The 1861-nt window shown below is 68.6% G+C and carries 3 protein-coding genes; all 3 read left to right on the top strand.

Translation table 11 applies throughout. The annotated features are described in order from the left end of the window. Positions 1-83 precede the first annotated feature (83 nt). Positions 84-902: an alpha/beta hydrolase gene (locus EOA60_RS31115; protein ID WP_095823896.1), complete on the top strand. Its 819-nt coding sequence runs from the start codon at positions 84-86 to the stop codon at positions 900-902. Beyond that, positions 899-1621 carry a ribulose-phosphate 3-epimerase gene (locus EOA60_RS31110; RefSeq protein WP_095823897.1) on the top strand — a complete coding sequence of 241 codons (723 nt, stop codon included), beginning with the start codon at positions 899-901 and terminating at the stop codon, positions 1619-1621. The genes EOA60_RS31115 and EOA60_RS31110 overlap by 4 nt, the downstream gene beginning before the upstream one ends. Then, positions 1621-1861: ROK family protein (locus EOA60_RS31105; protein WP_164899698.1), on the top strand; the 241-nt coding region annotated here is incomplete at its 3' end. The genes EOA60_RS31110 and EOA60_RS31105, both read left to right, overlap by 1 nt.

Genomic DNA, 1861 nt, shown 5'->3' with positions numbered 1-1861 from the left:
GGCTTCGACGGGCCGCTGGTGACGCACGGGCTTTCGGCCGAGGAAGCGCCGGGCGTCGCCCGCTTCCTCAAGGGGCTCATGTGATGGGCACGCTGCTGCGCGACGGTGCCACGCTGCATATGACCGACACCGGCGAAGGCCTGGCGGTCGTCTTTCAGCATGGGCTCGGCGGCGGCGAGGCGCAGGTCGCGCAGACTTTCCCCGCAGGCTTCCGGCGCATCACGCTGGAATGCCGCGGGCATGGCGGCTCTGGGCTTGGGAAGCGGCGGCCGTTCTCGTTCGAAATCTTCGCTGACGATGTGCTTGCCGCCGCCGATCGTGCCGGCCTCGACCGCTTCGTTGCCGGCGGCGTCTCGATGGGCGCCGCGATCGCGCTTCGCCTCGCCTGCCGTCATCCGCGGCGCGTCGCCGCCCTGGTCCTGGTGCGGCCGGCATGGACGTTTTCGCCGGCACCGCAGAACATGCAGCCGATCACCGAGGCCGCCGAGCTCATCCTGGAACACGGGGCCGACAAAGGGCGGACGATCTTCGCACGATCGGACTCGGCCACGCGGCTCTACCGCGAGGCGCCCGACAATCTGTCCTCGCTGCTCGGCTATTTCGACCGGCCCGACGCCAAGGAGTTCGCGCAAGTGCTCGCCGACATCGCCGGCGACGGTCCAGGCGTTTGCGACCGCGACGTCGCGGCGCTCGACATTCCTGCGCTGGTCGTCGGCAACGCGATGGACGCGGTGCATCCGCTGTCGAGCGCCTACACGCTTGCCGCCGCGATGCCCCGCGCGGTCTTCGCCGAAATCACGCCGAAGGCGCGCAACAGCGCCAGACATTTCATCGAACTGCACGAGCAGATCGGTTCCTTCCTCCAGTCCAACTCGAATGCCCGGAGCCTCATTCCGTCATGACCGCCAAACCCGTCTCCGGACCCGCGGCAATAGCCGCACTGCCGCGCAACCGGCTTATCGGCGAATTCTCGCTGTGGTCGGCGGATCTCGCCAATATGGAGCGCGACCTGAAGCGCATCGAAGCCCATGTCGATCTGCACCATATCGACGTGGCGGATGCCCGCTTCACGCCAGGCTTCCTGTTCTTCCCCGACATGGTGGCGCGCATCGCCAAGCTGACGGCGAAGCCGATCCACGTCCATCTGATGGTCGAGGCCGAGATCGTCGAGGCTCAGACGCGCCAGTTCATCGAGGCTGGTGCCGATCTCGTCACCATCCATGCCGAGAATGGCGCTGCAGGCTTGCGCGCCGTGAAGCTGGCGCGTGAGCTCGGCGCGGAGGCCGGCGTGGTGCTGCGGCTGGAGACGCCGGTTGAAGCGATCGAGCCGTTCCTGCCACGCGTGGCCTTCGTGACGCTGCTCGGCACCTCGATCGGGGTGAAGGGACAGAGCCTGTCCGAGGAAGCCTGCCCAAGGCTGGTCGAGGCGCGCGCGCTGATGAGGAAGGCCGGCCGCGAGCCCGACATCCGGCTCGCCGCCGATGGCGGCATCCGCCATGAGACGGTGCCGCTGCTGCGCGCCGCCGGCGCCGACACGGTGGTGCTGGGCTCGCTCGCTTTCGGCGATCCCAATCTCGCCCAGCGCATGGCCTGGCTGCATGGACTGAAGGCCGCCGCCTGATGAGCACGATCGCCCTTGCCTTCGATCTCGGCGGCACGGAACTGCGCGGCGCGCTGGTCGAGCGCAGCGGCGAGGTCGTCAAGCGCGTCTCGGCGCCGACGCTCGCCGGCGCCGGATCGGAAGCGGTCATCGGCCAGATCATAGCGCTTGCGGACAGGCTGCTTAAAGAACACCCGCAGGCAAAGGTCAGCGGCATCGGCATGTGCGCGCCGGGGCCGCTCGACCCCAAGGCAGGCATCG

The organism is Mesorhizobium sp. M1A.F.Ca.IN.020.06.1.1 (genome assembly GCF_004023265.1).
Taxonomy (GTDB): domain Bacteria; phylum Pseudomonadota; class Alphaproteobacteria; order Rhizobiales; family Rhizobiaceae; genus Mesorhizobium.
This window is presented reverse-complemented; position numbering and strand designations above follow the sequence as displayed.

What these genes read in the sequence shown, in the direction of transcription:
- EOA60_RS31115 (WP_095823896.1), top strand. Translation starts at nt 84, where the DNA reads ATGGGCACGCTGCTGCGCGACGGTGCCACGCTGCATATGACCGACACC.
- EOA60_RS31110 (WP_095823897.1), top strand. Translation starts at nt 899, where the DNA reads ATGACCGCCAAACCCGTCTCCGGACCCGCGGCAATAGCCGCACTGCCG.